Here is a 22,552-nt window from a genome sequence, read left to right as displayed (position 1 = left end):
CGGAAGAATCGTGGACAACCTGATTGCGCTGCTCGTCGCGGCGCCCCTGCTCGGAGCGGCCGTCCTGCTGCTCGGCGGACGCCGGCTCGACGCCGTCGGCCACTGGATCGGCACCCTGCTCTCGGCCGCCTCCTTCGTGATCGGTCTCGTCCTCTTCGCCGACATGCTCGGCAAGGGGGCCGACGACCGGACGCTGACGCAGCACCTGTTCAGCTGGATCCCGGTCGAGGGCTTCCAGGCGGACGTCGCCTTCCGCGTCGACCAGTTGTCGATGACCTTCGTGCTGCTGATCACGGGCGTGGGCTCGCTGATCCACCTGTACTCGGTCGGGTACATGGAGCACGACGAGCGGCGCCGCCGCTTCTTCGGCTACCTCAACCTGTTCCTTGCGGCGATGCTGCTGCTCGTCCTCGCGGACAACTACCTGCTGCTCTACGTCGGCTGGGAGGGCGTCGGTCTCGCCTCCTACCTGCTGATCGGCTTCTGGCAGCACAAGCCCAGCGCGGCGACGGCCGCGAAGAAGGCCTTCCTGGTCAACCGCGTCGGCGACGTGGGCCTGTCGATCGCCATCATGCTGATGTTCACCACCTTCGGCACCTTCGCCTTCGGCCCGCTGCTCGGCACGGAGCAGAAGGCGGGGATCGCCGGGGACGCCACCGAGGGCCAGCTCACCGCGATCGCCCTGATGCTGCTGCTCGCCGCCTGCGGCAAGTCCGCCCAGGTACCGCTCCAGTCCTGGCTCGGGGACGCCATGGAGGGCCCGACCCCGGTCTCGGCCCTGATCCACGCGGCGACCATGGTGACCGCGGGCGTCTACCTGATCGTCCGCTCCGCGGCGATCTTCAACGCGTCTCCCGACGCCCAGCTCGTCGTCACGATCGTCGGCGCCGTCACGCTCCTCTTCGGTGCGATCGTCGGTTGCGCGAAGGACGACATCAAGAAGGCGCTGGCCGGCTCGACCATGTCGCAGATCGGCTACATGGTCCTCGCCGCGGGCCTCGGCCCCATCGGCTACGCCTTCGCGATCATGCACCTGGTCACGCACGGCTTCTTCAAGGCCGGCCTGTTCCTCGGCGCCGGCTCGGTCATGCACGGCATGAACGACGAGGTCGACATGCGCAAGTACGGCGGCCTGCGCAAGTACATGCCGATCACCTTCGTCACCTTCGGCCTCGGCTACCTCGCCATCATCGGCTTCCCGGGTCTGTCCGGCTTCTTCTCCAAGGACAAGATCATCGAGGCGGCGTTCGCCAAGGGCGGCACCGAGGGCTGGATCCTCGGCGGCTGCGCGCTGCTGGGCGCGGCCATCACCGCGTACTACATGACGCGCGTGATGCTGATGACGTTCTTCGGCGAGGAGCGCTGGCGGAACCAGCCCACCCGCTCCCCGCAGGCGTCGAGCGCGGAGCCCGCCGCCGAGCACCACGGCGACACCGCGTCCGGCCATGCCGCCGGCGCGACGGGCGAACCGCATCCGCACGAGTCACCCAAGGTGATGACGATCCCGATGATCGTGCTGGCCTTCGGCTCGGTGTTCGCGGGCGCCTTCTTCAGCATCGGCGAGCGTTTCGTGCACTGGCTGGAGCCGGTCACCGGCTTCGAGCACGGACACCCGCCGGTCAGCGCCCTCACGGTCACGCTGTCCACGGTGGCGGTGATGGTGATCGGCGTCGGCGTCGCCTACGCCCAGTACGGCCGCCGCCCCGTCCCGGTCGTCGCCCCGCGCGGGTCGCTGCTCACCCGGGCCGCCCGGCGCGACCTGCTCCAGGACGACTTCAACCACGTCGTCCTGGTCCGCGGCGGCGAGCACCTCACGCGGTCCCTGGTCTACGTCGACCACACCCTGGTCGACGGCGTCGTCAACGGCACCGCGGCCTCGGTCGGCGGCCTCTCCGGGCGCATGCGCAAGCTCCAGAACGGCTTCGCGCGCTCCTACGCGGTCTCGATGTTCGGCGGTGCGGCGGTCCTCATCGCCGCGACCCTGCTGATGAGGGCGGTCTGATACCGATGTCCTTTCCTCTGCTGACAGCGACGGCCGCGCTCCCCGCGATCGGGGCGATCGCGACGGCCGCCGTGCCCGCGGCGCGGCGCAACGCCGCCAAATCCCTGGCACTGCTCTTCTCACTCGCCACGCTCGCCCTGGCGATCGTCGTCCTGGTCCGCTTCGACCCGGGCGGCGACCGCTACCAGCTCACCGAGTCCCACTCCTGGATCGCGGACTTCGGCGTCCGCTACGAGCTGGGTGTGGACGGCATCGCGGTGGCGCTCATCGCGCTCACGGCGCTGCTGATCCCGTTCATCATCCTGGCGGGCTGGCACGACGCCGACCCGCTGGAGACCGGCAGCGGGCGCTGGCGGCCGACGCAGGGCTTCTTCGCCCTCATCCTGGCCGTCGAGGCGATGGTGATCATCTCCTTCGAGGCCACCGACGTCTTCCTCTTCTACATCTTCTTCGAAGCCATGCTCATCCCGATGTACTTCCTCATCGGCGGCTTCGGGGACCGGGCTCATGAACACGGCGAGGAGACGGCGGCCACGCAACGGTCGTACGCGGCCGTGAAGTTCCTGCTCTACAACCTGGTCGGCGGACTGATCATGCTGGCCGCGGTGATCGGGCTCTACGTGGTCGCCGGGAACTTCTCGCTCACGGAGATCGCCGAAGCGCGGGCCAACGGCTCGCTCGACATGGCGACGAACACCGAGCGCTGGCTGTTCCTGGGCTTCTTCTTCGCCTTCGCGGTGAAGGCGCCCCTGTGGCCGCTGCACACCTGGCTGCCCAACGCCATGGGGGAGTCCACCGCCCCGGTCGCCGTCCTCATCACCGCGGTCGTCGACAAGGTCGGCACCTTCGCGATGCTCCGCTTCTGCCTCCAGCTCTTCCCGGAGGCGTCGAAGTGGGCGACGCCCGCCATCCTCGTCCTCGCCGTGATCAGCATCATCTACGGCGCGCTGCTCGCCGTCGGCCAGCGGGACATCAAGCGGCTGGTGGCGTACGCGTCGATCTCGCACTTCGGCTTCATCATCCTGGGCATCTTCGCGATGACCAGTCAGGGCCAGTCCGGCGCGACGCTCTACATGGTCAACCACGGCATCTCCACCGCCGCGCTCATGCTGGTCGCCGGCTTCCTGATCTCCCGGCGCGGCTCGCGGCTCATCGCCGACTACGGCGGGGTGCAGAAGGTCGCCCCGGTGCTCGCCGGCACGTTCCTGATCGGCGGTCTGGCGACGCTGTCGCTGCCCGGACTCGCCCCGTTCGTGAGCGAGTTCCTGGTCCTGGTCGGCACGTTCTCTCGCTACCCGGTGATCGGCGTCATCGCCACCCTCGGCATCGTCCTTGCCGCTCTTTACACCCTCGTCCTCTACCAGAGGACCATGACGGGCCCGGTGAAACCCGCGGTCTCCACGATGCCGGACCTCCGCGCGCGTGAGCTCGTGGTCGTCGCCCCGCTGATCGCTCTGCTGATCATCCTGGGCGTCTACCCGAAGCCCCTGACGGACATCGTCGACCCGGCGGTCAAACAGACCCTGTCCGACGTACAGAAGAAGGACCCCCAGCCCGAGGTGGAGGCGGCCAAGTGAGCACAGCAGTCGTCCACAGCCTGTGGACAACCGCGGCCGACCCGATCTCGAAGATCGACGCGCCGAAGATCGAATACGCGCAGTTGTCGCCCACCCTGATCGTCGTGGGCGCGGCGATCCTCGGGGTGCTGGTCGAGGCGCTCGTCCCGCGCAAGCACCGTTACTACGCCCAGCTCTTCGTGTCCGTCGTCGCCCTGACCGCCGCGTTCGCCGCGGTCGTGGCGCTCGCGGCGGACGGTTACGGCACCACCAAGGCGCGCATCGCGGCGATGGGCGCGATCGCCGTCGACGGGCCGGCCCTGTTCCTCCAGGGCACGATCCTGCTGGCCGCCCTCGTGGGCCTGTTCACCTTCGCCGAGCGGCGGCTCGACCCGGAGACGCACGGCAACCGCGTCGACTCCTTCGCCGCGCAGGCCGCCTCGGTGCCGGGCAGCGACAGCGAGAAGGCCGCGGTCAAGGCTGGATTCACGACCACCGAGGTCTTCCCGCTCCTGCTGTTCGCGGTCGCGGGCATGCTGGTCTTCCCGTCGGCCAACGACCTGCTGACCCTCTTCATCGCCCTGGAAGTCTTCTCGCTGCCGCTGTACCTGCTGTGCGCGCTGGCCCGCCGCAAGCGGCTCATGTCGCAGGAGGCCGCGGTCAAGTACTTCCTGCTCGGCGCGTTCGCCTCGGCGTTCACCCTGTTCGGCATCGCCCTGCTCTACGGGTACGCCGGCTCGGTGTCGTACGCGAAGGTCGCGCAGGTCGTCGACGGCACGGTCACCAACGTGAGCCCGGCGCTCGCGGACACCATGGGCAACGACGCGCTGCTGCTCATCGGCGCGGCCATGATCGTCATGGGGCTGCTGTTCAAGGTGGGCGCGGTGCCGTTCCACATGTGGACGCCCGACGTCTACCAGGGCGCGCCGACCCCGGTCACCGGCTTCATGGCCGCCGCGACCAAGGTGGCCGCCTTCGGCGCGCTGCTGCGGATCCTGTACGTCGTCCTGCCCGGCCTGCGCTGGGACTGGCGGCCGGTGATGTGGGGCGTCGCGATCGTCACCATGCTGGGCGGCGCGATCATCGCGATCACGCAGACCGACATCAAGCGGCTCCTGGCGTACTCGTCGATCGCGCACGCCGGATTCATCCTCGCGGGCGTCATTGCGACCACGCCGGACGGGGTCTCCTCCGTCCTCTTCTACCTGGCCGCGTACTCCTTCGTGACGATCGGCGCGTTCGCGGTGGTCACCCTGGTGCGGGACGCGGGCGGCGAGGCCACCCACCTGTCCAAGTGGGCGGGGCTGGGCCGTCGCTCGCCCCTGGTGGCGGCGGTGTTCGCGGTGTTCCTGCTGGCCTTCGCCGGCATCCCGCTGACCAGCGGGTTCGCCGGGAAGTTCGCCGTCTTCAAGGCGGCGGCGGAAGGCGGCGCGGCACCGCTGGTCGTGGTCGGCGTGATCTCCTCGGCGATCGCCGCGTTCTTCTACATCCGCGTCATCGTGCTGATGTTCTTCAGCGAGCCGCGCCCGGAGGGCCCGACGGTCGCCGTGCCGTCACCGCTGACGACGACGGCGATCGCGGTGGGCGTGGCGGTCACCGTGGTGCTCGGCGTGGCCCCGCAGTACTTCCTGGACCTGGCGGGGCAGGCGGGGGTGTTCGTGCGCTGAGGCCTTCCCCGGAAACGCGCGCGGCTCGGCCCGGCTCCCCCTCCTGGGGGCCGGGCCGAGCCGCGTGTCGGGAAGCGGCGGAAGGGAGGGGTTGCTCTCGGCGGTTCGTTCGAGGCTGGCGGTCGAACACGGGGGCGGAGCGGTGGCGGCCTGTGGATAACTCCGGCGCTGTCAGTTCTGGCACCTATGGTGGAGGCAGTGGTCGAGGGACGACGTACGGGGGGCCAGGCGATGGGCGGGACGGGCGGGATCAGGGAGATGACAGGAATCAGGGAGATGCCGGGGACGGACAGCGAGGCGATCGCCACGCTGAACCGGGTCTTCGGGTACGACGCCTTCCGCGGTGAGCAGGAAGCGGTCATCGAGCATGTGGTGGCCGGCGGAGACGCGGTCGTCCTCATGCCGACCGGCGGCGGCAAGTCGCTCTGCTACCAGATTCCGTCCCTGGTCAGGCCGGGTACGGGCATCGTCGTCTCGCCGCTGATCGCGCTCATGCAGGACCAGGTGGACGCGCTGCGGGCCCTGGGCGTGCGCGCCGGCTTCATGAACTCCACGCAGGACTTCGACGAGCGGCGCGTGGTGGAGGCCGAGTTCCTCGCCGGCGAGCTGGACCTGCTGTACCTGGCGCCGGAGCGGCTCCGCCTGGACTCCACGCTGGACCTCCTCTCCCGCGGCAAGATCGCCCTCTTCGCGATCGACGAGGCGCACTGCGTGTCCCAGTGGGGCCACGACTTCCGCCCCGACTACCTCGCCCTGTCCCTGCTCGGCGAGCGCTGGCCGGACGTCCCGAGGATCGCGCTCACGGCGACGGCCACGCGCGCGACGCACCAGGAGCTCACGCAGCGGCTGAACATGCCGACGGCCCGGCACTTCGTGGCCAGCTTCGACCGGCCCAACATCCAGTACCGGATCGTCCCGAAGGCCGACCCGAAGAAGCAGTTGCTGAGCTTCCTGCGGGACGAGCACGCCGGCGACGCGGGCATCGTGTACTGCCTCTCGCGCAACTCGGTGGAGAAGACAGCCGAGTTCCTCTCCCGCAACGGCGTCGAGGCGGTGCCGTACCACGCCGGCCTGGACGCGGGCACGCGCGCGGCGCACCAGTCGCGGTTCCTGCGCGAGGAGGGCCTGGTCGTGGTGGCGACCATCGCGTTCGGCATGGGCATCGACAAGCCGGACGTGCGGTTCGTCGCCCATCTCGACCTGCCGAAGTCCATCGAGGGCTACTACCAGGAGACCGGCCGCGCGGGGCGCGACGGGCTGCCGTCGACGGCCTGGATGGCCTACGGCCTCAACGACGTCATACAGCAGCGCAAGCTGATCCAGTCCGGGGTGGGCGACGAGGCGTTCCAGCGGCGGGCCGCCGCACACCTGGACTCGATGCTGGCGCTGTGTGAGACGGTCCGGTGCCGCCGGGGCCAGCTGCTCGCCTACTTCGGCCAGGACGCCGACACGGCGGCATGCGGCAACTGCGACACCTGCCTCACCTCGCCGGAGACCTGGGACGGCACCGTCGCCGCGCAGAAGGCGCTGTCGACGGTGGTACGGCTCCAGCGGGAACGCGGGCAGAAGTTCGGCGCGGTGCAGATCGTCGACATCCTGCTGGGCCGGCGCACGGCCAAGGTGATCCAGTTCGACCACGACCAGCTCTCCGTGTTCGGCATCGGCGAGGAGCTGACCGAGGGCGAATGGCGCGGAGTCATAAGGCAGTTGCTGGCGCAGGGGCTGCTCGCGGTCGAAGGGGAGTACGGCACGCTGGTGCTGACGGAGGACAGCGGGGCGGTGCTGCGGCGCGAGCGGGAGGTGCCGCTGCGCAAGGAGCCGAAGAAGCCGACGGCGTCGAAGTCGGGTTCGTCCTCCGGCGGACGCGGCGACCGCAAGGCGAAGACCGCCGCGTCCGAGCTGCCCGAGGAACTGCTCCCCGCTTTCGAGGCCCTGCGCGCCTGGCGCGCCGATCAGGCCCGCGAGCAGGGAGTCCCGGCGTACGTCATCTTCCACGACGCCACGCTGCGGGAGATCGCCACGGTGTGGCCGAAGTCGGTGCGCGAGCTCGGCGGGATCAGCGGAGTCGGTGAGAAGAAGCTGGCGACGTACGGGGAGGGCGTGATCGCGGTCCTGGACTCCCTGGGTGGCGCCCCCGGCTCGACGCCGAAGGCCGCTGTGGGAGGGGCCGGGACGACGGACGGCGCGGACGACTGGCCCGAGCTGGCGGAGGAGCCCGAGCCCGAGGACTGGATATGAGGTCTTGATCCAGGGCCTGAACGCTCCGCGGCCGGGACGGTTCCTCAGAGGCCTCGTGCCGCGTACGCCCTGACGTCCGCGTCCGTGTCCGCCGTGGCCGTGGCGAGGGCCGCTCGGGCGGCGTCGACGGCCCGGTGCCGGGTCAGCGCCAGCACGGCGGCCTTGCGGACGTCGGCGTTCGGGTCGGCCAGGGCCTTGGCGAGAACCGGGACCGCCGTGTCGGGGCCTGCGGCGGACAGGGCGGTGGCGGCGCCGGCGCGGACCTGCCAGGCCGGGTCGCCCAGGGCGGTGACGGCGCGGTCGGCGAGCGCTGCGGGGCAGCCGGTGGTGCCCAGCGCTCCGTAGGCGGCTGCGCGGACCAGGGCGTCGGGGTCGGTGGTGAGCGCGGTGAGGGCGGTGCGGACGGGGGTGACATCGAAGGTTGGGGTTGGAGCAGGGCCGTTGGGGCCGGTGCCGGAATTGGAACCGGTGTAGGCATTGGCCTTGGAGCCGGTCCCGGGGCCGGCGGCGGGACCGGTCGCTGAGGCTTCGTCCAGGCGGCCGGCGGCCACGGTGGCGAGGGCCTTGGCGAGGGTGACGCGGACCTCGCGGGACGGGTCGGCGGGTGCCGCGTGAGCCAGTTCGGTGGCGGCGTCCACGGAGACCAGGGCGCGCACGGCCTCGATGCGGACGGTGATGTCGGCGTCCGTGAGCGCGCCCGCGAACAGACCGGCGTCGCCCAGCCGCAGCGCGCGCAGCACGTCGAGCGCGGCGGCGCGGACGACGGGGTCGGGCTCGGCCAGGGCGGCGGCGAGGCCGTCGCGCAGGGCGGGTTCGGGCGGCAGGGTCTCCACGAGCTCGCGCAGTGACGCCGCGGCGGCGGCCCGCACCTCGGGGGCGGTGTCCCGCAGCGCCTCGGCGAGAGCGGTCCCGGTGCCGGGCGGCACCGTCTCCGTGAGCACGGACACGGCCTCGCGGCGGACGGCGGGGGCCGGGTCGGTCAGGTAGGGGCGCAGGGCGTCGAGGTCGGGCTGTTCCTCGGCGAGGGCGACGAGGGTGAGGAGGCGGGACGAGGACTGCGCGGGCTCGGGCTCGGGAGCGGGCTCGTGCGGCGGAGAAGCGGGGGAAGCGGGGCCGGTGTGCGCCGGCGCGGTCTCCCCGGCGTGGGTGGCGACCGGCGCCGTCTCGCGTGAGCCGGCCGTGGCCACATCCTCCGGGTGGACCTCGCCGAGATGCCGGGAGGGTCCGCCGACCGGGGTGAACTCCTCGACCGGAACCAGATACGGAGCCACGGGACGGGCCGTGAACTCCATCGCACCAGAGGGGGACTTGTGCAGATCGAGGTGATGGAACCAGGACGCGTCGTCGCGCCGAGGGTGGTCGAGGCGGTCGTGGTAGAGGCCCCAGCGGGACTCCGTACGGGCGAGGGAGGCGCGCGCGGCCATTTCCGCGCAGTCGCGGATGAAGGTCACCTCGGCGCAGCGCATCAGTTCGTGCGGGGTGCGGGCGCCCATCGCGGCGATGTCGTCGTGCATCCGCTCGAACGCCTCCAGGGCGAGGGAGAGCCGGGCGCCCGACTTCGGCGGGGCCACGTAGTCGTTCACGAAGCGGCGCAGCTTGTACTCGACCTGGGTCTGCGGAGCGCCGTCCGGGTTGCGCAGCGGGCGGTAGACCAGCTCGTGCGCCTCCCGCAGCTGCTCCGCCGGAAGCTCGCCCTCGTACGCGCGGTAGCGGGCGGCGTCGGCGCCCGCGAGGTCGCCGTACACGAACGCGCCGATCATGTAGTTGTGCGGGACGCAGGCCAGGTCGCCGGCGGCGTACAGACGCGGGACGGTCGTGCGGGCGTGGTCGTCGACGCGGACGCCGGAGGCGGAGTGGCCGCCGCACAGGCCGATCTCGGAGATGTGCATCTCGATGTCGTGGGTGCGGTAGTCGTGGCCCCGGCCGGAGTGGAAGGCACCGCGGGTGGGCCGCTCGGTGGAGTGCAGGATCGACTCCAGCGCCGAGATGGACTCCTCCGGGAGATGGCTCAGCTTCAGGTACACGGGCCCCCGGTCGGAGGCGACCTCGGCCGCGAACTCGGCCATCATCTGGCCCGACCAGTAGTCGGAGTCGACGAAGCGTTCGCCGTGCCGGTTGACCTGGTAGCCGCCGAAGGGGTTGGCGACGTAGGCGCAGGCCGGGCCGTTGTAGTCCTTGATCAGCGGGTTGATCTGGAAGCATTCGATGCCGGTCAGCTCGGCGCCCGCGTGGTAGGCCATGGCGTAGCCGTCGCCCGCGTTGGTCGGGTTCTCGTAGGTGCCGTACAGGTAGCCGGAGGCGGGCAGCCCGAGGCGTCCGCACGCGCCGGTCGCGAGGATCACCGCGCCCGCGCGGACCGACACGAACCGCCCCGTCCGCGTGTTGAAGCCCGCCGCCCCCACGGCCCGTCCCTCCGCCGTCAGCACGCGTACCGGCATCACCCGGTTCTCGATGCGGATCCGCTCCCGCATCTCCCGCCGCCGCAGCTGCCGGTACAGCACCTTCTTGACGTCCTTGCCCTCCGGCATCGGCAGGACGTAGGAGCCGGAGCGGTGGACCTGGCGGACGGCGTACTCGCCGTGCTCGTCCTTCTCGAACTTCACGCCGTACGACTCCAGGCGCTGCACCATGGAGAAGCCGCGGGTGGCGGTCTGGCGGACGGTGGACTGGTCGACGATGCCGTCGTTGGCGCGGGTGATCTCGGCGACGTAGTCGTCCGGTTCCGCGCGGCCGGGGATGACGGCGTTGTTGACGCCGTCCATGCCCATGGCGAGCGCGCCCGAGTGGCGCACGTGGGCCTTCTCCAGGAGCAGGACGTTCGCGCCGTGTTCGGCCGCGGTCAGCGCCGCCATGGTGCCGGCGGTGCCGCCGCCGATGACGAGGACGTCGCAGCTCAGCTCCTCGGCGTCGGCGAGCGCGGGGATCCGCGCGGGAGCCTCGGCGGGCGCGGCGTGGGCAGGGGTCGTGTTGACGGGGGTGGCCACCGGGGTGCCTTTCACGTGCCGAGGGGGGTGAGGACGTCGCGCCGCAGGGCCACGCGCGCGGGGTCGTCGTGGGCCGAGCGGTCGCGGGGGCGCGGGACGTCCCGGACGGCGACGAGGCCGCCGTTGCCGAGCAGGGCGACGCGGTCGCCGAGGAAGAGTGCCTCGTCCACGTCATGGGTGACGAAGACGACGGTCGCGCCCGTGCCGTGCAGCACCTCGACCAGCAGGTCCTGCATCCCCGCGCGGGTCTGGGCGTCGAGCGCGCCGAACGGTTCGTCCATGAGGACGGCGCGCGGGCGGCCGGCCAGGGCGCGGGCCAGCTGGGCGCGCTGGCGCTGCCCGCCGGAGACGCGGTGGGGCAACTGCCGGGTCAGGTCGGCCAGTCCGACGCGGCCGAGCCAGGACTCCGCCTGCTGCCTGCGCTGCGCGCGCGGCAACCCCTGGATGGCGAGCGGGAGTTCGACGTTGGCGCGCAGGCTGCGCCAGGGCAGGAGGGCGTCCTCCTGGAAGACCAGGGCACGGTCCGCGGCCGGGCCGGTGATCGGCCGGGCGTCCTGTTCCACGGTCCCGGCCAGGGTGGGCAGCAGCCCGGCCAGCGTGCGCAGCAGCGTCGACTTGCCGCAGCCCGAGGGGCCGACGACGGTGAGGATCTCGCCGGGTGCCACGTCGAGGTCGACGTCGGCCAGGGCCGGGGCGTCGGTGCGGCCGAGCGTGGCGGCGCGGAAGGTGAGCCGGGTGCCGCGGCCGGGCGCCGGCGCGGCCGTCTCCGGGACCTGCCGGACCTTCGCGTCGACGGTAGTTCCGTCCGCCGTGCGGCGCTCGGACGACTCGGTCTCGGACGGGGTGCCGGTCTCGGTCTCAGACGAGGTGCTCATCACGTGCCTCCTCGGCCTCGGATACGGATCCCTCGCGCACGGGGGCGGTCTGCGGCGGCGGTGCCGGTGCGGTGGCCCGGGGAGCCCGCGGCCTGGCTCCGGGGTCGTACGACGTCCGGGGGAGCCAGCGGGTCAGCCGGCGGCCGAGGAGTTCCACGGCGGTGGAGGTGAGCCAGCCGAGCACGCCGATGGTGACCATGCCGACGAAGACGCCCGGGTAGTTGACGATCGTGTAGTCCTGCCAGGTGCGGTAGCCGACGCCGTACTGGCCGGAGATCATCTCGGCGGAGATCACGCAGATCCACGACACGCCGATGCCGACCGACAGCCCGCCGAAGATGCCGGGCAGCGCTCCCGGCAGGACGACCGAGCCGAGGATCCGCAGGCGGCCGCCGCCCATGGTGCGCACGGCCTCCTCCCAGACGGGGGTGAGGGCCCGGACCGCGTGACGCGTGGACACCAGCACGGGGAAGAACGCGGCGGTGAAGGTGATGAAGACGATGCCCTGCTCGTTGGAGGGGAACAGGAGGATCGCGACGGGGACCAGGGCGATCGCCGGGATCGGGCGGACGACTTCCAGGACCGGGCCGAGCAGGTCCTCGGCGAGCCGCGAGCGCGCCACGAGCACCCCCGCGGCCACACCCAGGACGGCGGCCAGCAGGAAACCGGTGATGATCCGGGTCAGGCTGTCGGTGAGGTCGGTCCAGTAGTCGCCGCCGGCGAGCCGGTCGGCGAACGCGTGGGCCACCTCGGTGACCGTGGGGAACTGCGAGAAACGCAGCCACAGGTCGACGTCCAGGCCGGTCAGCACCTGCCACAGGCCGAGCGCGGCGGCGAGGGAGAGCAGCCGCAGCACGTAGCGGCCGGCGCGCGGGACGGGCCGGCTCACGCGGCACGCTCCAGGGCCTCCGCGTACGTGATGACGCGTGCGCCGCCGTGGGCGTCGATGTAGGCCTGCGCGGTCGCCGGGGCCACGAAGGGCGCCAGGGTCGCCCCGTCCGCCACCCAGACCGCCTTGTCGGCGAACCAGAGGGTGCCGGTGGTGGCGTCGGGGACGTAGGCGGCGCGGACGGTGTCGCGGTGCGCGGCCACGTAGGCGAGGAGCTGCGCGGGCGAGGTGAACGCACGGGTCTGCGCGGCGCCCTTGGGCCACACCTCGCTCGCGGCCGGCGCGGGCGTGGCGGCGAGTCGCTGGGCGTAGGAGGCGCCGAGGGCCTTCTTGACGTACTGGTCGTCGACGAAGGCGTCGACGTCCACGTCCCCGGTCAGCTTCGCAGCCTTGAGGATCGACACGTCCTCCTTCAGGGCCGAGACGAGCTGCGGCTTGACGGACGGGTCGAAGGTGGAGATGCCGTGGTCGCCGTTGTAGAGGTAGACGACCTCGGCGGGCAGACCGGTGGCCTTCGCGACGGACTCGGCGGCGGCCACGGGGTGTGCGTCGAGGTAGTCGGTCGCCTCGGCCTGCGCCTTCAGGAACGCCTCCAGCACGGCGGGGCGCTTCTTCGCGAAGTCCTCGCGGGCGGTGACGCCGTGGAAGGTCGGCAGGTTCAGCTGGGCGCCGTCGTACAGGGCCTTCGCCTTGCCCTGGAAGGCGAGCAGGCCGGGCCAGGCCACGAACTGCGAGAGGGCGTCCGCGCTGCCCGCGGAGAGCGCGGAAGCACCCACCGCCGGCTGCTGGTTGAGCTTCTCGATGCCGTCGTTCGGGTCGATGCCGGCGCGCTGGAGGGCCCGGACGAGGGTGCCGTCGGCGGCGGATCCCACGCTGGTGGAGACCTTCTTGCCCTTGAGGTCCGTCAGCGAGGTGAGCCGGGAGTCGGGGGCGGTGACGATGGTGTTGAGGCCGCCGCGGAGGTTGTAGCCGGTGACCGAGACCAGCCGGGTGGGCCGGTCGAGCTGCTTGCCGCGGGCCGCGTTGATGAGGAGGGGGAAGTCGCCCATCGAACCGATGTCGATCTTCCCCGCGGTCATCTGGGCGGTGATCGGCGCGCCGGTGGCGAAGTCCTGCCAGTTCACCTTGTAGGTGGTGCCGTCGCCGAGGGCGTTGAGCTGCTTCTCGAAGTAGCCGAGGGAGCGCAGGAGGGTGCCGGCGGTGACCGTGTTGATGGTCTTGGACTGGTAGCCGACGGTGACGGTGACCGTGGAGCCGTCGCCCGCCTCGGCGCTGCCGCCGCAGGCGGAGAGCGGCAGCAGGAGGGCGACGGCGGTGGCGGCGACGGCCGGGCGTTTCGCGGCGCTTGCGACGCGTTTCGTGGTGACTGCGTTGCGATGCGTGGTGACTGCGTTGCGGTTCATGGGAGTTCGACCTCTCACCGGAGCAGGTAGGGCATGTTGACCGTGACGGCTCCGGTGGGACAGCGGGCCGCGCACGGGCCGCAGTACCAGCACTCGTCCACGTGCATGTAGGCCTTGCCGTTGCTCTCGTCGATGGCCAGGGAGTCCAGCGGGCACATGTCCACGCAGAGGGTGCAGCCGTCGATGCACTTCGACTCGTCGATGGTCACGGGCACGTCGGCCCGCTGGGGCACCAAGGGCATGGCTGTCTCCAGAGAAAGGCTCGCGAAGAATCTCGCGCGGCGGTGAACCGATCGGACCTCGCCGAACGATGAAGGGATGAGAGGGTACGAGAGCGGGCGAAGGGAGCGAAAGTGGGCGGTACGGGGCGAGGGGGCGGTGTCAGCGGGAGCGGTGCAGCAGCCCGCTCATCGAGATGCGGTCGCCGCGGAAGCGGATGAACTCCAGGTCGACCGGGCGGCCGTGGGTGAGGCGTTCCAGCATCAGGACGGCCGCACCGCGCGGGGCCTCCAGGACGGCGGCGGAGTGGGCGTCGGCGTTGACCGCCTCCAAGGTGATCTCCGCGTGGCCGAGGGGGTGGCCGGTGACGGCTTCCAGGAGGCGGAAGACGTCGGTGTTCTCCAGGTCGGCGCCGAGCAGGGCGGTGCCGATGTCGAGCGGGATGTAGGTGAGGTCGAGAGAGAGGGGGACACCGCCCAGGCGGCGCAGACGCTCGATGTAGAGGACGTCGGCGCCGGGCGGGACGTGGAGCCGGTCGGCCACCGGGGCCGGCGCGGGGACGGGGCCCAGGTTGCGGACCTCGTTGGTGACCTGGCCGTGTTCGTGGAGGGTTTCCGCGAGGCCCATCAGCCGGTCGAGTCCGTGCGGGTACTTCTGGGCGACCACCACCGTGCCCACGCCGGGCAGGCGTTCCACGAGACCCTCGGCCCTCAGGAGGTCCAGGGCCTGGCGGACGGTGTTGCGGGAGGCGCGGTAGTCGGTGGCGAGCACGGATTCATGGGGCAGCGTGCCGGCCGGGAAGCCGCCGGTGAGGAGCTGGCGGCGGAGGATGTCGGCGAGCTGGCGGGCCTGGTCCGCGCGCAGCCGACGACGGGCCCGGTGGGCGGCGACGGTGGTCGCGCCCTGACCGGCGTGGTCGCGGATGCGGTCGGTGGAAGGCATGGTTCGGACCATACCTATCCGGTCGGAATAGTGGTGTTGCAGGACTGTTGCGCCACCTGACGAGGCGGAAGATGAGGTGATGACCTGGGGTTTTGTGACTCCGATGAGCAAGATCTGCCACCGGGGCGGGCCGCGCGAGGCGTCAGTCGAGTGCCGTCAGTCGAATGCCGTCAGCCGAGCGCCGTCAGGCCCGGGGCGAAAGTGATCAGCAGTGGCAGCAGGGGGATGAGGGCCGCCACCGTCGTGGTCAGGGCCCGCTGCCTGCGCAGCAGCCGGGGCGGCGGCTGGAGGAGACGGTCGACGCGTTCGCCCAGGAGACGGTGGCTGGACGCGCAGGACAGCACGCCTCGGTGCTGGTTCAGCTCGATCAGGGCCAGAGCCGTGGTCAGGTGGCCGCAGCGGCGGGAGGCCGTGTCGTCGGCGGCGAGTTCGACCAGGCGGTGCGTCTGGTCGCAGAAGTGGGCGAACAGCGGGATCCGCGGGAAGCCGGTGGCCAGCGCTGTCGACAAGTGCAGCAGCCAGTCGTGGTGGGCACGGGCGTGATCGCGCTCATGGGTGAGGACGGCGTCGAGTTGATGGGAGGTGAGGCGGTGCAAGGCGCCGGTGGTCACGATCAGTTGGGGAGGGCTGCCGGGCATCCACCAGGCGTCGGGGTACTCGTCCTCCAGCACGAGGAGCGGACCTCGCGCGGAGGGCAGGCCCGCGGGGAGGTCGGGGGCGCGTTCCCGCAGATGCGCGCGGGCCCGGCCGCGACGCCGACGCGCCTCGACCAGTTCGCGGGCCAGCATCGCGGTGGTCCAGGCGGCCCCGCAGGCCAGCAGCAGGGTGAGCGCGGTCGCCCACACCGGGGCGGTGGACAGGTCGTACGCCTCGGTCACCGCCGGCGGGGCGGGGGCGAACACCTGGGCGCGGACGGTGTTGAAGACGGCGGCGGCACCCAGGACCAGTGCCGTCAGACAGCAGAGCAGGACCGTGGCGACCAGGCACTGCCACACCCACAGCGCCACCACCGGCTCCCGCTCGGGCCACTCGGCCCGGGTCAGAGCACGGGGAACCGGAACGGCGGCCGTCAGGGCGACGACGCTCAGCAGGAGCAGGCAGAAGGTCATGCCGCGGGCTCCGGATCCTGGTCGGCGGGACAGAGGGCGAGGACGGGGGCGAGGGTGAGGGAGGGCGGACGTGCGGAGACGGTGGAGGCGACGGGCCGGGCGGCCCTGCGCCGGGTGCCCCGCTTCGGGGCCCCTGGTCGGGGCGGTCGTTGCTCGGGGTGTGTGCGGCGGGTCCGGTGCGGGGACCGTTCCCGCCGCCAGTATGACGGCGGGAACGGCCGGAGTCAGCCCGCGCGGAACTCTCGTCGGGCGACCGGCCCGCTCACCGGGAGACGACTCGTCCCGTCACCTCGCCCAGTCCCACCCGCAGGCCGTCCGGTCCCGGGGCCCAGGCCGAGAGGGTCACCTCGTCGCCGTCCTCCAGGTACGTCCGCTTGCCGTCGGGGAGGTCGAGGGGGTCGCGGCCGTTCCAGGTCAGTTCCAGGAGGGAGCCGCGCTGGTCGGCGGCCGGGCCGCTCACCGTGCCCGAGCCGTAGAGGTCGCCGGTGCGCAGGGAGGCGCCGTTGACCGTCAGATGGGCGAGCTGCTGGGCGGCCGTCCAGTACATGGTGGAGAAGGGGGGTTCGGAGACGACGTGACCGTTGACGGCGATGGAGACGCGCAGGTCGTAGCCGGCGGGCTCGGTGGCGGCGTCGTCCAGATAGGGGAGGAGGGGGTGGGTGCGCTCGGGGGGTGAGACGCGGGCCTCCTCCAGCGCCTCCAGCGGGGTGATCCACGCCGAGACCGAGGTGGCGAAGGACTTGCCGAGGAAGGGGCCGAGGGGGACGTACTCCCAGGCCTGGATGTCGCGGGCCGACCAGTCGTTGAGGAGGCACAGGCCGAAGACGTGCTCGCGGAAGTCGGTCAGCGGGACCGGCCGGCCGTGCTGCGAGGGCACGCCCACCACGAAGCCGACCTCGGCCTCGATGTCGAGCCGCACGGTGGGGCCGAAGACGGGCGCGGCGTCGGTGGGGGCCTTGCGCTGGCCCGACGGGCGGACGACGTCCGTGCCGGAGACGACGACCGTGCCGGCGCGGCCGTGGTAGCCGATGGGCAGGTGCTTCCAGTTCGGCAGGAGGGTGTCGGCGGCGTCCGGGCGGAAGATCGCGCCCGCGTTCCGGGCGTGGTGCTCGGAGGCGTAGAAGTCGACGTAGTCGGCGACCTCGAAGGGGAGGTGCAGATCCACCGAGGAGAGGGGGTGGAGCAGCGGGGTGAGGGTCGCTCGGTGGGCGGGGTCCGTGACCCAATCCCGCAGAGCGCCGCGCACCTCTGACCAGACGGTGCGGCCGGCCGACAGCAAGGGGCCGAGGGTCGGGCGGATGAGGAGGGAGGCATGGGGAGAGCCGAGGGCCCGGGCCGCCGCGCCCGCGTCCAGGACGTGGTCGCCGAGACGGACGCCGACGGTCCGCTGCTCGGAGCCGGGGAGGGAGAAGACGCCGTAGGGAAGGTTGTGCGGGCCGAAGGGGTCGCCCTCGGGGAGGTCGAAGGGGGCCAAGGGGGGCATCGGGTGCTGCCTCGCTTTCGCGCTCGCCGTGCATGCGCCGCGTGTGCGCCGCGCATGCGCCATCTGTGCACATGTGTTCGCCGTGACCGGGTGCTCGCCGTACGGGAGGGCGCCGGCGGGTGCTGCGCCGGTGCTCGGCCGGTGCGCCGAACGCCGCACACGTTACGGCTGACCTCGCGGAAGGGACACCGGAGCGACACGGGAGCGGCACCGGAGCAGCGCCCCGCTTCCGGGTGGACCCGGGGAGTCTTCCGTCGGAAGGACCGCATTCTTGACGGAGCGGTGCGAACAGGGAGACTCTGGGCGGGTGCTGGAAGGCCTCGGGGGAGGGGCTTTCCTCTGGCACACCAGGGGGGCGGATGGCCATAGGGGAGGCCGGCCTCGGGTCGGCGCGACATGGTTCACGGCCGAAGCGGCTGGAAGAGACCATGCGCGGCAGACTCGGCCGGGAATGCGTGTACGTGCCGTCGTGCCGGTTCGGGCTGTTCGTGGCCCTGCGCCACTGGTGCCCGCCGGGCGGACGGGTGTTGATGTCGCCCGTCAACGACGACGTGATCTTCTTCGTGGTGCTCGCGGCGGGACTGCGGCCGGTGCAGGCCCCGTTGAACCCGCTGGACGCGTCGATCGATGTGGACGCGGTGCCCGACGAGGTGTGGGGATCGCTGTCGGCGGTGCTCACCACGAACCTGTACGGCAATCCGGACGACGCGCCGCGGCTGCGGGAGAAGTGCGACGCGCTGACGATCCCGTTGTTCGAGGACGGGGCGCACGCCATCGGGAGCCGGGTGGGCGGCCGTCCCGTCGGCGCTTGGGGCGACGCCTCCGTCTTCAGCCTGTCCAAGCATGTGGGCGCCAAGGCCGGCGGGTTCCTGTCCTGTGCCGATCCGGGGCTGCGCGAGGCCCTGGAGAAGAGCTGCGAGGACCTGTTGCTGCCGGGGCGGCTCACGGCCGAACTCGCCTTCACGGTGCGGCCGTACGCGGAGGCGGCCGTGCGGGGGCTGCGGCTGCGGCGGGCCGCGTGGGCCACCATGCGGCTGCTCGGGCTGATGGAGCGCGAGGAGATCCGGATGTCGCTGCGCGGGGAGGAGTTGGCCCGGGCGGTCGACGCGGCGCCGGACCTCACCGCGTTCGACTCCTGGGTCCGCGTCGACATGCACGACTACCGGCTGCGTTCGGGACCGCGGCGACTGGGCCGGATCGGTCGCCGGCTCGACCGGCTGGACGAGGTGCTGGCCGCCTGCCGGGCGGGCGTCGAGACGCTGATGTCCACGCCGTGGGCGAGACCGGACGGGCGGAGTGCTCAACCCCTGTTCCGTGTCCCGTTGTTCGTCGCCGACCGGGATGCCGCGATCGCGGCGCTGGCGCGGCGGGGCATCGTCGTCGGGTATCTCTACGACCCGCCGCTGGACGACTACGCGGGTGCCGCCTTCACCGACCTCTCGCCCGACCCCGCCGGGGCCCGCTGGTTCGCGCGGCACGCGTTGCCGGTGGATCCGCTGCGGGCACGGCAGGTCGTCGAGGTGCTTCAGGAGTCCGGCGCACGGCCGGCCGAGGCGCCGGGAGGGCTGGAGCGGACGCGTGGCTGAGACACAGGCCGGGACACCCGCCGAGACCGAGACCGAGATCAAGGCCGAGGCCGATACCGGAGTCGAGGGTCGGGCCGAGGGGCGGGCCGGGGCCGTGACCGGGAGGCTGAGCCGACGGCCGATCGGGAGCGCCGGGGTGGGGGAGTCGGACGGGGGGCGGGCCGTGGGGGGCGGTACGTCGGGCGGCGGCTCCGGGGACTCCGAGTCGCTGTTCAAGAACGCCTACTTCCTCATGCTCAGCACCGGCGTCTCCGCCGTGCTCGGCCTGGGCTTCTGGCTCGTGGCCGCCCGCCACTACACGGAGGAGGCCGTCGGCCAGGGCTCCGCCGCGATCGCCGCGATGAGACTGCTCGCCAGCATCACGGCGACGACGATGATCGGCGCCGTCGTCCGCTTCGTGCCGCGCGCGGGACGGGCCACCGGCTCGCTGGTGTGGCGGACGTACGCGGCGAGTTCGGTCGTCGTGACCATCGCGGCGGTCGTCTTCCTGCTCACGCTCGACCTGTGGGGAGCGTCGTACGCGCCGCTCGGCACGCCGCTCGCGGGGGCCGCGTTCGTCGTCGCCTGCGTGGCGTGGGCGCTGCTCACGCTCCAGGACGGGGTGCTGACCGGGCTGCGCAGGTCGGGGTGGGTGCCGATCGGCAACGCGGTGTTCTCCACCGGCAAGCTGATCCTGCTGGTCGTCTTCGCCGGCACGGTGCCGGTGCTCGGCATCTTCGTGTCGTGGGCCGCCGCGATCGCCCTCTCCACCCTGCCGCTCGGCTGGTTGATCTTCCGCCGGCTCATCCCGCGCCAGGCCGCCGCCGACCGCGACCTGGAGCCGCCGCGGCTGTCGGACATGGGCCGCTTCCTGGCCGGCGACTCGCTGGGCGCGCTGTTCAGCCTGGCGATGATCAACCTGCTGCCGGTGATGGTCGCGGTCCGGTTCAGCGCGGCGGAGAACGGCTACTTCTACGTGGCCTACACCGTCGGCGGCACGATGGAGTTCATGGCCATCAACATGGCCTCCTCCCTCACCGCCCACGCCTCCCACGACCCCCGGCAACTCGCCGACGGGGTCCGCGGGGCGCTGCGCCGGATGATCGTGCTGCTGGTGCCGGTGGTGCTGGTGCTGGTGGTCTTCGCCCCCCAGATCCTGCTGCCGTTCAGCGAGGACTACGCCGAGCACGGCACCACCGTGCTGCGGCTGCTGGCCGCCGGCGCGCTGCCCCGGGTGGTGGTGGAGCTGTACATCGGGGTGCTGCGCGTGCAGGGGCGCACCGGGGTGCTCGCCGCGCTCCAGGGCGCGATGTGCACGCTGGTGCTGGGCAGCGCGGCCGTCCTGTTCACCCCGGCGGGCATCGCGGGGGCGGGCTGGGCGGTGCTGCTCAGCATGTCGCTGATCGCCGTCGTCTCCGTCGTCGGGCTGCGCTCCGCGCTGCGGCGGAACGAGACCGTGCCGGCCGACCGGCCCCCGTCCGTCCCGGCCTACGGCACCGGCTGGGCGCGGCTGAACGCGACCGCCGGGTACGACGGCACGAGCCTGGCGCGCCGGGGGACGCGCGAGCGCGAGGGGGCCGACCAGGACACGGTCACCCTGTTCATCGGGCGTCCCGGGTACGAGCGCGAGGCGCTCCAGGCGGACACGCTGGGGCTGATCGTGCGGCCGCAGCCGTCCGGCGCGGGGGAGGGGAGCGCGGGGGACGGGAGCGCGGGCGCGGGCGGCGAGGGGGCGTCGTCGGACGCGGTGGCACGCGAAGACCGGGGACAGGTGGTGGAAGGGCGGGAGCGGCAGGGGCCCCGGGAGCGGTGGCTCGCGGGTGGGCTGTGGGGGCTGCTCGGCGTGGCCACCGTGGTGTTCTGGGCGGCGCTGCGCGATCTGCCGTGGCTCGACGGCGCGTCGCGGGCGATGAGCGGCCGGCAGATGCTGGAGACGTCGCCGCTTCCGGCGCTCGTCGCGGTCGGCGTGCTGCTCGTGGTGTTCGTCGGCTCGGTGACGTTGCGCGCGGCGCGGGATGTGTGGCTGCCGGGTGCGGCGCTGGGCTCGGCGCTGCTCGCGCTGCACGCCGTACCGGTGGCCCTCGGCCGGGAACCCCGGCCGGTCGGCGGGACGTTGTACGTGCGGACGGCCGAGGTCCTCGCGCAGGGGGCGGGGCTCGACGGTCCCGAGTCGCTGCTGCGGTGGGCGCCGCCGGTCCTGCTGCTGTCGAGTCTCCTGCCGCTGTGGCTGCTCCTCGCGCGCCTGGGCGGACGGCTGACCTGGCCGGGGCGTTGGGGGGTGCTGTATCTCGTCGCGATGGGCGGCTGGGTGTGGCGGCAGGAGCTGGCGCCGCTGGCGCTGCCGCTGTGCGCGGTCCTCGTCGCGGCGGTCGCGGCCCCGGCCCTGCGCTTCGGCCGCGACACGTCGTACGGCCGCGACACGTCGTACGGTCGCGACACGTCGTAGGTCAGCGGGGCGGTACCGGCTGGTGGAAGTAGCCGTTCCGGCCCGCCTCCCGGTAACCCTCCAGTCCCGGGCCCTCGTTGACGGTCAGGTCGCACTCGGCCTTCTCGGAGGTCGGCCGGTTCCAGTGGACCAGCGCCCTCACCTCCGGGAGCTTCTTCACGGCGGCGGGGATCTGGGTGTACCAGTCGCGCTGGCGCAGCGGGGCGTCGGCGTCGGGCGCGGTGGCGAACTCGGCGAGCATCACGGGCTTGGAGTCGGTGACGTTCTCGCGCAGCCAGTCGTAGCTGGGCTGCTGGCTGCGCAGGAAGTCCTTCCAGTCGGTGGTGTCATGGCACTGGTAGTAGTTGTACTGGTCCATGGCGATCCAGTCGACGTACTCGTCCCCGGGGTAGAGCGCCTTCATGTCGGCGGCGCTGCCGAGGTAGCCCGAGACGGTCCACACCCATACGACGTTGTCGGCGCCCAGTTCGCGGAACCGTTCGTGGAGGTGGCGGTAGGCGGCGACGTACTCCGCCGGGGTGCCGGCGCCCTCCTTGATGCGGGCGTCGGTCTCCTGGTCGAAGGAGACGAAGACGCGCTTGCCGTAGGCCTTGATGCGCCGGATCTGCGGATCGAGGATCTCCTCGTCGTAGCGGCCCGAGGCGATGTTCTTCCAGCCGAGCTGGGTCTCGCTCCAGCCCTCGTGGTGCGGCTCGGTCCAGACGGTGGACTCCCAGGCCAGCATCAGCATCCGGTCCTTGCCGAGTTCCTGCTCGTCGGGGGTGAGGAGCTGTCCGTCGAGCTCGCTGCCCGACATGTCGTGGTAGTTGTAGACGAGGTCGAGCTTGCGCCCGATCCGTTTCTCGAAGCCGAGCACGGCGTCCTTGAGGGAGCCGTTGCCCGCGTACGGCACATACGCGCCCCACCACGCGCCGCACGGCGGAACCAGCGTGCCGGAGGGGGCGCAGGGGCCGTCGGGCAGTGCGCCGGAGGCCGCGTTAGCGGGCAGGGCGTCACCGGAGGGGCCCGGGTCGTCGGGACGACCGGCCCACAGCCCGAGCCCGGCGAGCAGGGCGGCCACCACCACCAGCACGACGGCGGCGTAGGCGCGCTTCGCACCCCCCGCGCGCTTCGCACCCCCCGCGCGCTCCGCACCCCCCGCGCGCTCCGCACCCCCCGCGCGCTCCGCACCCCC

At 72.3% G+C, this 22,552-nt stretch carries 15 protein-coding genes; 6 read left to right on the top strand and 9 right to left on the bottom strand.

The window, feature by feature from the left end; all coding sequences use genetic code 11:
* The first annotated feature begins 10 nt into the window (after positions 1-10).
* The 4 genes from nuoL (at position 11) to recQ (ending at position 7,463) form a co-directional block, all read left to right on the top strand.
* Entirely contained in the window at positions 11-2,002 is a 1,992-nt protein-coding gene (nuoL, locus tag ACFYX4_RS09035; RefSeq protein ID WP_389328242.1) for an NADH-quinone oxidoreductase subunit L, read from the top strand.
* A 5-nt stretch (positions 2,003-2,007) separates the two neighbouring features.
* Entirely contained in the window at positions 2,008-3,579 is a 1,572-nt protein-coding gene (locus ACFYX4_RS09030) for an NADH-quinone oxidoreductase subunit M (protein ID WP_389328239.1), read from the top strand.
* The gene (gene nuoN, locus ACFYX4_RS09025; RefSeq protein ID WP_389328236.1) at positions 3,576-5,225 is read left to right on the top strand and encodes an NADH-quinone oxidoreductase subunit NuoN; all 1,650 of its coding nucleotides are present in this window, start codon (positions 3,576-3,578) and stop codon (positions 5,223-5,225) included. The genes ACFYX4_RS09030 and nuoN overlap by 4 nt, the downstream gene beginning before the upstream one ends.
* Before the next feature lie 231 nt (positions 5,226-5,456).
* Complete coding sequence (gene recQ / locus ACFYX4_RS09020) at positions 5,457-7,463, top strand: DNA helicase RecQ (RefSeq protein ID WP_389328680.1); 2,007 nt, start codon at positions 5,457-5,459, stop codon at positions 7,461-7,463.
* Between the two features lie 44 nt (positions 7,464-7,507).
* Here the strand turns inward: recQ and ACFYX4_RS09015 are convergent, their stop codons facing one another.
* The 8 genes from ACFYX4_RS09015 to fahA all read right to left on the bottom strand — a co-directional run bounded on the left by ACFYX4_RS09015 (position 7,508) and on the right by fahA (position 17,358).
* A complete protein-coding gene (locus ACFYX4_RS09015) occupies positions 7,508-10,447 on the bottom strand; it encodes a fumarate reductase/succinate dehydrogenase flavoprotein subunit (protein ID WP_389328677.1) in 2,940 nt (979 codons plus the stop codon).
* Positions 10,448-10,458: 11 nt separating this feature from the next.
* Positions 10,459-11,322 (bottom strand): ABC transporter ATP-binding protein, encoded by an 864-nt coding sequence (locus ACFYX4_RS09010; protein ID WP_389328233.1) that lies wholly within the window; start codon positions 11,320-11,322, stop codon positions 10,459-10,461.
* Positions 11,306-12,211 (bottom strand): ABC transporter permease, encoded by a 906-nt coding sequence (locus ACFYX4_RS09005; protein WP_389328229.1) that lies wholly within the window; start codon positions 12,209-12,211, stop codon positions 11,306-11,308. Before ACFYX4_RS09005 ends, ACFYX4_RS09010 begins: the two co-directional genes overlap by 17 nt.
* On the bottom strand, positions 12,208-13,614 hold the full coding sequence (locus ACFYX4_RS09000) for an ABC transporter substrate-binding protein (protein WP_389328226.1): 1,407 nt from the start codon (positions 13,612-13,614) through the stop codon (positions 12,208-12,210). Before ACFYX4_RS09000 ends, ACFYX4_RS09005 begins: the two co-directional genes overlap by 4 nt.
* Positions 13,615-13,628: 14 nt before the next feature.
* Positions 13,629-13,856 carry a ferredoxin family protein gene (locus ACFYX4_RS08995; protein ID WP_030790138.1) on the bottom strand — a complete coding sequence of 76 codons (228 nt, stop codon included), beginning with the start codon at positions 13,854-13,856 and terminating at the stop codon, positions 13,629-13,631.
* Positions 13,857-13,995: 139 nt separating this feature from the next.
* Positions 13,996-14,775 (bottom strand): GntR family transcriptional regulator, encoded by a 780-nt coding sequence (locus ACFYX4_RS08990; protein ID WP_389328223.1) that lies wholly within the window; start codon positions 14,773-14,775, stop codon positions 13,996-13,998.
* Positions 14,776-14,945: 170 nt separating this feature from the next.
* Entirely contained in the window at positions 14,946-15,884 is a 939-nt protein-coding gene (locus ACFYX4_RS08985) for a M56 family metallopeptidase (protein ID WP_389328220.1), read from the bottom strand.
* A 262-nt stretch (positions 15,885-16,146) separates the two neighbouring features.
* Positions 16,147-17,358, bottom strand: coding sequence for a fumarylacetoacetase (gene fahA / locus ACFYX4_RS08980; protein ID WP_389328675.1), 1,212 nt, complete (start codon positions 17,356-17,358; stop codon positions 16,147-16,149).
* Between the two features lie 368 nt (positions 17,359-17,726).
* Here fahA and ACFYX4_RS08975 point away from each other — a divergent pair, with 368 nt between their 5' ends.
* Positions 17,727-18,953 carry a DegT/DnrJ/EryC1/StrS family aminotransferase gene (locus ACFYX4_RS08975; protein ID WP_389328217.1) on the top strand — a complete coding sequence of 409 codons (1,227 nt, stop codon included), beginning with the start codon at positions 17,727-17,729 and terminating at the stop codon, positions 18,951-18,953.
* 232 nt (positions 18,954-19,185) lie between these two features.
* Complete coding sequence (locus tag ACFYX4_RS08970) at positions 19,186-21,378, top strand: lipopolysaccharide biosynthesis protein (RefSeq protein WP_389328673.1); 2,193 nt, start codon at positions 19,186-19,188, stop codon at positions 21,376-21,378.
* 1 nt (position 21,379) lies between these two features.
* On the opposite strand, the gene ACFYX4_RS08965 is transcribed toward ACFYX4_RS08970, so the two are convergent.
* Positions 21,380-22,450 (bottom strand): glycoside hydrolase family 26 protein, encoded by a 1,071-nt coding sequence (locus tag ACFYX4_RS08965; protein WP_389328214.1) that lies wholly within the window; start codon positions 22,448-22,450, stop codon positions 21,380-21,382.
* Between the last annotated feature and the right edge of the window lie 102 nt (positions 22,451-22,552).

Source organism: Streptomyces sp. NPDC002328 (genome assembly GCF_042890065.1).
Taxonomy (GTDB): Bacteria; Actinomycetota; Actinomycetes; order Streptomycetales; family Streptomycetaceae; genus Streptomyces.
The sequence above is the reverse complement of the archived record's forward strand: the minus strand, read 5'-3'. Positions and strand labels throughout refer to the sequence as shown.